At 73.0% G+C, this 6,227-nt stretch carries 7 protein-coding genes; 4 read left to right on the forward strand and 3 right to left on the reverse strand.

The genetic code is table 11. From position 1 onward, the window contains the following. Positions 1–1,565 (reverse strand): excinuclease ABC subunit UvrB (gene uvrB, locus ACFE60_RS16700; protein WP_375389986.1); only part of this gene is annotated, 1,565 nt, incomplete at its 3' end. A 52-nt stretch (positions 1,566–1,617) separates the two neighbouring features. Between uvrB and ACFE60_RS16705 the strand changes: the two genes are divergently transcribed. Next, positions 1,618–2,493, forward strand: a complete 876-nt coding sequence (locus ACFE60_RS16705; protein WP_375389987.1) for a DMT family transporter — start codon at positions 1,618–1,620, stop codon at positions 2,491–2,493. On the opposite strand, the gene coaE is transcribed toward ACFE60_RS16705, so the two are convergent. Further along, complete coding sequence (coaE, locus tag ACFE60_RS16710) at positions 2,490–3,083, reverse strand: dephospho-CoA kinase (RefSeq protein WP_375389988.1); 594 nt, start codon at positions 3,081–3,083, stop codon at positions 2,490–2,492. The genes ACFE60_RS16705 and coaE overlap by 4 nt on opposite strands. A gap of 70 nt (positions 3,084–3,153) precedes the next feature. Between coaE and ACFE60_RS16715 the strand changes: the two genes are divergently transcribed. From ACFE60_RS16715 to ACFE60_RS16725, 3 genes are all read left to right on the forward strand, one after another. Next, on the forward strand, positions 3,154–3,741 hold the full coding sequence (locus ACFE60_RS16715; RefSeq protein ID WP_375389989.1) for a hypothetical protein: 588 nt from the start codon (positions 3,154–3,156) through the stop codon (positions 3,739–3,741). A gap of 98 nt (positions 3,742–3,839) precedes the next feature. Then, positions 3,840–4,196 carry a BlaI/MecI/CopY family transcriptional regulator gene (locus ACFE60_RS16720; protein WP_375389990.1) on the forward strand — a complete coding sequence of 119 codons (357 nt, stop codon included), beginning with the start codon at positions 3,840–3,842 and terminating at the stop codon, positions 4,194–4,196. A 4-nt stretch (positions 4,197–4,200) separates the two neighbouring features. Next, positions 4,201–5,133, forward strand: coding sequence for a M56 family metallopeptidase (locus ACFE60_RS16725; RefSeq protein ID WP_375389991.1), 933 nt, complete (start codon positions 4,201–4,203; stop codon positions 5,131–5,133). Positions 5,134–5,207: 74 nt separating this feature from the next. Here the strand turns inward: ACFE60_RS16725 and ACFE60_RS16730 are convergent. Further along, positions 5,208–6,227: S1 RNA-binding domain-containing protein (locus tag ACFE60_RS16730; RefSeq protein WP_375389992.1), on the reverse strand; the 1,020-nt coding region annotated here is incomplete at its 5' end.

The raw sequence follows: 6,227 nt of genomic DNA on the forward strand, positions 1-6,227 counted from the left end.
GCGACCAGCGACACCTCGGGCAGGTCGAGGCCCTCGCGCAGCAGGTTGATGCCGACGAGCACGTCGTACACGCCCTGCCGCAGCTCGGTGAGCAGCTCGACGCGGCGCAGGGTGTCGACGTCCGCGTGCAGGTACCGGACCCGGACGCCCGCCTCCCCCAGGAAGTCGGTGAGGTCCTCGGCGCTCTTCTTGGTCAGCGTCGTGACGAGCACCCGCTCGTTCTTCTCCGCCCGGGTGCGGATCTCCTCCAGCAGGTCGTCGACGCGGCCCTTCGACGGCTTGATCACGATCTCGGGATCGATCAGCCCGGTCGGGCGGATGATCTGCTCGACCACGCCGTCCGCCATCCCGAGCTCGTACCGGCCCGGGGTCGCGGACAGGTAGACGGTCTGGCCGACGCGGTCGGAGAACTCCTCCCAGGTGAGCGGGCGGTTGTCGAGCGCCGAGGGCAGCCGGAACCCGTGCTCCACCAGGGTGCGCTTGCGGGAGGCGTCCCCCTCGTACATCGCGCCGATCTGCGGCACCGTGACGTGCGACTCGTCGATCACCGTGAGGAAGTCGTCGGGGAAGTAGTCGAGCAGGCAGTTCGGCGCCTGCCCCGGCAGCCGGCCGTCGATGTGCCGCGAGTAGTTCTCGATGCCGTTGCAGAACCCGATCTGCTCCATCATCTCGAGGTCGAACCCGGTGCGCATGCGCAGCCGCTGCTCCTCGAGCAGCTTGTTCTCCCGCTTCAGCACCCCGAGCCGGTCGTCGAGCTCCGTGCGGATCGTGCCCATCGCGCGCTGCATCGTGGCGGGGCTCGCGGCGTAGTGGGTCGCCGGGAAGATCGAGACGGCGTCCAGCCGCTTCAGCACCTCGCCGGTGACCGGGTGCAGCGAGTAGAGGGCCTCGACCTCGTCGCCGAACATCTCGATGCGGACGGCGTGCTCCTCGTAGACCGGGATGATCTCGATCGTGTCGCCGCGCACGCGGAAGCGGCCGCGGGAGAAGTCGATGTCGTTCCGCTGGTACTGCATGCCGATGAAGCCGCGCACCAGCGCGTCCCGGCTGATCCGCTGACCGACCTGCAGGGCGACCATCGCCTCCAGGTACTCCTCCGCGGCGCCGAGGCCGTAGATGCAGGAGACGGTGGAGACGACGATCACGTCGCGCCGGGACAGCAGCGAGTTCGTGGTGGAGTGCCGCAGCCGCTCGACCTCCGCGTTGATCGACGAGTCCTTCTCGATGAAGGTGTCCGTCTGCGGGACGTAGGCCTCGGGCTGGTAGTAGTCGTAGTACGAGACGAAGTACTCGACCGCGTTGTTCGGCATCAGCTCGCGGAACTCATTCGCGAGCTGCGCCGCAAGGGTCTTGTTGTGCGCGAGGACGAGCGTCGGCCGCTGCACCTGCTCGATCAGCCAGGCCGTCGTCGCGGACTTGCCGGTGCCGGTGGCGCCGAGCAGGACGATGTCCGGCTCGCCCGCTCGCACCCGGCCGGCGAGCTCGGCGATCGCCGTCGGCTGGTCGCCGCTGGGCGTGTACTCGCTGATCACCTCGAACGGGCGGACGGCGCGCGTGGGCTGCATGCCTCCACGCTAGAACGGACCTCCGACAGTCCGGGGTGCGTACGCTGCAGGCGTGACACCCGAGCGGCGCGGGACCGCCGGGCCGGTCGCGGCCGTCGCGTTCAGCGCCTCCTCCGTGCAGGCGGGTGCCGCGGTCGGTGCGACGCTGTTCCCCGCGATCGGCCCGTTCGGCGTCACGGCGATGCGCCAGGTCGTGTCCGCCGTGGTGCTGCTGGCGATCGCGCGGCCGCCGCTCCGGCGGATCGGGGCGCGCCGACTGCTGCCCGCCGTGCTGCTCGGGCTGGTGCTCGTCGCGATGAACTTCTCCCTCTACTCCGCGGTGCAGCGGATCGGGCTCGGCCTCGCGGTCACCGTCGAGTTCCTCGGCCCGCTGGCGGTCGCCCTGCTCGGCGCCCGCGCGACCGGGCGGCGGGAGGCCCTCGGGCGGGTCGCCTGCGGCCTGCTGGCGCTCGGCGGCGTGGTGCTGATCACCGATCCCTTCACGGGCGCCCGGCCCGACGCCGTCGGGCTGGCCCTCGGCGGTGCGGCCGCGGTGCTGTGGGCGGCGTACATCCTGCTGAACCAGCGCGCCGGCAGCCTGCCCGGCGTGACCGGCACCGCGGTGGCGAGCCTGACCGGCACGGTGCTCACCCTGCCGGTGCTGGTCGTCCTGCTCGCCGCCCTGCCGGCGGAGGAGCTCGCGCACGTGCTGCTCGTCGGTGCGGTGACCGGCGTGCTGTCGAGCGCGCTGCCCTACTCGATCGACCTGCTCGTGCTGCGGCGCATGCCGCGCACCCTGTTCGGCATGCTGCAGAGCCTGCACCCCGTCGCGGCGGCCGCCTTCGGCTTCCTGGTCCTGCGGCAGGTGCTCGTCGCGCCGCAGCTCGCGGGCGTCGCCGCGGTGTGCCTCGCCAACGTCCTCGCGGTGCTCGCCACCCGACGACGCTAGGGGCGGAGGCGGGACCAGAGGGCGTCGGCCCGCGACCGCGTCTGCTCGAGCGTGCCGGAGGTGTCGATCACGTCGGTCGCGAGCGCTCGGCGGTCCTCGTCGGATAGCTGCGCGGCGACGCGGGCCCGCGCGTCCTCCTCCGTCATGCCGCGGAGGCGGACGAGCCGCTCGATGCGGACCTCGGCCGGAGCGTCGGCCACGACGATGCGCTCGAACTCGCCGACGCCGCGGGCGTCGATCAGCGGCACGTCGTACACGACGACCGCCCGCCGGTCCTCGGCGAACGCGGCGTCGAACGCGGCGTGCGAGCGGTGCAGGACCGCCGGGTGCACGATGCCGTTCAGCACGTGCCGGGACTCGGAGTCGGCGAACACGAGGCGGCCGAGCGCGGCGCGGTCGAGCGTGCCGTCGTCCCGCATCACCTCGGACCCGAAGGCGCCGCGGATCGCGCCCAGCGCGGGCTCCCCCGGCTCGACGACCTCCCGGGCGAGGGCGTCGGCGTCGACCACGACCGCCCCGAGGGACGCGAGCCGCGCGGCGATGGTCGACTTGCCCGACGCGATGCCGCCGGTGAGCGCGATCAGGGGCACCGCCCGAGCCTAGGACGCACGGCCGGGCTGCCGCGACCGCGCCCCGGACCGCGAGCAGGCCTCCTCGTTCGTGCACGACCTCGCGGAGGGGTGGCACGCGTCCCGCACGCGGCGGTGGCTGTGGACGGTCGTCTCGGCGTTCGCGATCTCGAACTGCTGCTCCGCCTGCGCCGTGCTGGTGCTCGGTCCGGTGTTCGCCGATGCGACGATCGGCCGCCCCGCGCGGGTCGTGGTGCAGGCGGCGCTGCCCGCCGGACTCGTGCTCGGCGGGGTCGTCGCGCTGCGCCTCCGCCCCCGACGGCCGCTGCTCGTCGGGATGCTCTGCACCGTGCCGTTCCCGCTGGTCGCCCTCGTCCTGGGCGTCGCGCCCGTGACCGCGGTGCTGGTCGTCGTCTTCCTCCTGGCCGGCGTCGGGTCCGAGGTGTTCGAGCTCCTGTGGCAGACGACGATGCAGCACCGGGTGCCCGCCGAGCTGCTGGCCAGGGTCTCCTCCTACGACCTGCTCGGGTCGTTCGTCGCCATCCCGATCGGCCAGCTGCTGGCGGCGCCGGTCTCGGCGGCGCTCGGCGTGCGGCCGTCCCTGATCCTGGCGGGCGCCGTCGGCGGCGCGATGCTGCTCGCCTGCCTGCTCGTGCGGGAGGTCCGCGCACCCGACTGAGACGTCGCGAACCTGAAGGAGGAACCCCTTGACCGGGGCGCGCGACCGGCTCGCGGCATGGGATCATTTCTACGTCGCGTAGTCCAGGAGGTCACCGCATGCAGTCGCTCGGCGAGCTGGAGCGGACCGCGCTCGAGCAGCTGTGGGACGCCGGCTCGCCCCTCACGCCGGCGGATCTGCGGGATCGGCTCGCGACGGGCGACGAGCGGGGCCTCGCGCTCACGACGGTGATGACGGTGCTCAGCCGCTTGGAGAAGAAGGGCTTCGTCGCCCGGGACCGCGCGGTGCGGCCCGCGACCTACGCCCCCGTGCACGCCCGCGAGGAGTACGTCGCCGAGCTCATGCACGACGCGCTCGGCGCGGCCACCGATCGGACCGCCGCCCTCGCGCGGTTCGTCGGGCGCGCCTCCCCGGACGAGACCGCGGCGCTGAGACGCCTCCTCGGCCTCGACTGACCCCGTGATCGTCGCGGCGGTGCTGCTGGCGGCGCTCGCGCTGCTGCTGGCCTGGCCGCTGCCGCTCGCGGTCGCGAAGGCGTCGTGGCCCGACCGGGCGCCCGGCACCGCGCTGCTGCTGTGGCAGGCGATCGCGCTCGCCGGCGTGCTGTCGCTCATCGGGGCGCTGCTCGTCGCCGGGCTCGCCCCCTACGGCGACCACCTCGTCGCGGCCGTGCGCACCCTCGCGGTCGACGTCGGCAGGGGCGAGCTGCCGCCCGCCACCACCTTCGCGTCGTTCCTCGCCCTCTCCTCCGCGGTGCTGCTGGGGGCGCACCTCGTCGCGAACCTGGTGCTCACCGTCGTCCGTACGGAGCGGCAGCGGGCGCGGCACCGCAGCCTGCTGCTCATGCTGAGCGCGCCGATGCCCGAGACGCCGCGCACCCGCGTGCTCGACGCCGCCGCGCCGATCGCGTACTGCCTCCCCGGGACGGCCCGCAACCTGACCGTGCTGTCGGCGGGGCTGCTGTCGCTGCTCGACGAGCGGGAGGTGCAGGGCGTCGTGGAGCACGAGCGCGCCCACCTGCGGCAGCACCACGCGCTCGTGCTCGTGGCGTTCCGCGCCTGGCGGATCGCGCTGCCGTGGTTCCCCGTGGCGAGCACGGCGCAGGACGCGGTCGGCCTGCTCACCGAGATGCTCGCGGACGACGAGGCGCGGAGGCGCGTGCCGGACCCGGTGCTGGCGCGGGCGATCGCGACCGTCGCGGGCGAGGGTGGGCCGGGCGAGCCGATCGGCGACGCGCCCGGAGCCGATCCGGCATCGGTGCGTCGCAGGGTCGCCCGGCTGCTGGCGCCGGCGCCCGTCTCCCCCGTGGTCCGGGTGCTGGTGCCGATCGCGTCGATCGCGCTCGTCGTCGTGCCCCCGGTGCTGCTGGCGCTGCCCGCGATCGCCGGCTGAGCCCCGGATCGGGTGGTCCGGCAACGCCGAAGGGCGGCTCCCCCGAGGGGGAACCGCCCTTCGTGGCGATCAGGTCAGCGGCTCGCGAGACGCTCGCGCAGCGCGGCGAGCGACTCGTCGTCGGCCAACCGGCCGGCGGAGGAGGCGTCGCTGGTGAACGTGTTCGCCGCAGCGGCCTCGACCTCGGCCTCGTTCTGCTTCTGGATCTGCGCCTTGTGCGCCTCCCAGCGGGCCTGCGCCCCGGCGTACTCCTGCTCCCACTTGTCGCGCTGCTCCTCGAAGCCCTCGCGCCACTCGTTGGTCTCCGGGTCGAAGCCCTCGGGGTACTTGTAGTTCCCCTGCTCGTCGTACTCGGTGAGCATGCCGTACAGCGCCGGGTCGAACTCGGTGCTGTCGAGGTCGACCTCCTCGTTCGCCTGCTTGAGCGAGAGCGAGATGCGGCGACGCTCGAGGTCGATGTCGATGATCTTGACGAAGACCTCCTCGCCGACCGACACGACCTGCTCCGCGAGCTCGACGTGGCGGCTGGACAGCTCGGAGATGTGCACCAGGCCCTCGATGCCGTCCGCGACGCGGACGAACGCGCCGAACGGCACGAGCTTCGTGACCTTGCCCGGTGCGACCTGGCCGATCGCGTGGGTGCGGGCGAAGACCTGCCACGGGTCCTCCTGCGTCGCCTTCAGCGACAGGGAGACGCGCTCGCGGTCCAGGTCGACCTCGAGGACCTCGACGGTGACCTCCTGGCCGACCTCGACGACCTCGCTCGCGTGCTCGATGTGCTTCCACGAGAGCTCGGAGACGTGCACGAGCCCGTCCACGCCGCCCAGGTCGACGAATGCGCCGAAGTTGACGATCGAGGACACCGTGCCCTTGCGGACCTGGCCCTTGTGCAGGTTGTTGAGGAACGTCGTGCGGCTCTCGGACTGCGTCTGCTCGAGCAGGGCGCGGCGGGAGAGGACCACGTTGTTGCGGTTCTTGTCGAGCTCGAGGATCTTCGCCTCGATGCTCTGGCCGAGGTACGGCGTGAGGTCGCGGACGCGGCGCAGCTCGATGAGCGACGCGGGCAGGAAGCCGCGCAGGCCGATGTCGACGAT

It is taken from the genome of uncultured Amnibacterium sp., assembly GCF_964245895.1.
In the GTDB taxonomy this organism is placed as follows: domain Bacteria; phylum Actinomycetota; class Actinomycetes; order Actinomycetales; family Microbacteriaceae; genus Amnibacterium.